This is a genomic window from Bacillus sp. JH7 (assembly GCF_001563515.1).
Taxonomy (GTDB): Bacteria; Bacillota; Bacilli; order Bacillales; family Bacillaceae_G; genus Bacillus_A; species Bacillus_A cereus.
On sequence record NZ_LPUS01000027.1, the window covers coordinates 1 to 250 of the forward strand.

The window sequence follows — 250 nt, forward strand, 5'->3', positions numbered from 1 at the left end:
GATGAACGCTGTTCATCAATAAAGTTTCCGTGTTTCGTTTTGTTCAGTTTTGAGAGAACTATCTCTCATATATAAATGTATGTTCTTTGAAAACTAGATAACAGTGTAGCTCATATTTTTTAATTTTAGTTTGGTTAAGTTAGAAAGGGCGCACGGTGGATGCCTTGACACTAGGAGTCGATGAAGGACGGGACTAACGCCGATATGCTTCGGGGAGCTGTAAGTAAGCTTTGATCCGAAGATTTCCGAA

The 250-nt window shown here is 39.2% G+C and carries 1 rRNA gene; it reads left to right on the forward strand.

Annotation, left to right across the window (positions count from 1 at the left end):
• Nucleotides 1–132: 132 nt before the first annotated feature.
• Nucleotides 133–250: ribosomal RNA gene (locus AU379_RS23600) — 23S ribosomal RNA — on the forward strand; the annotation flags it as partial.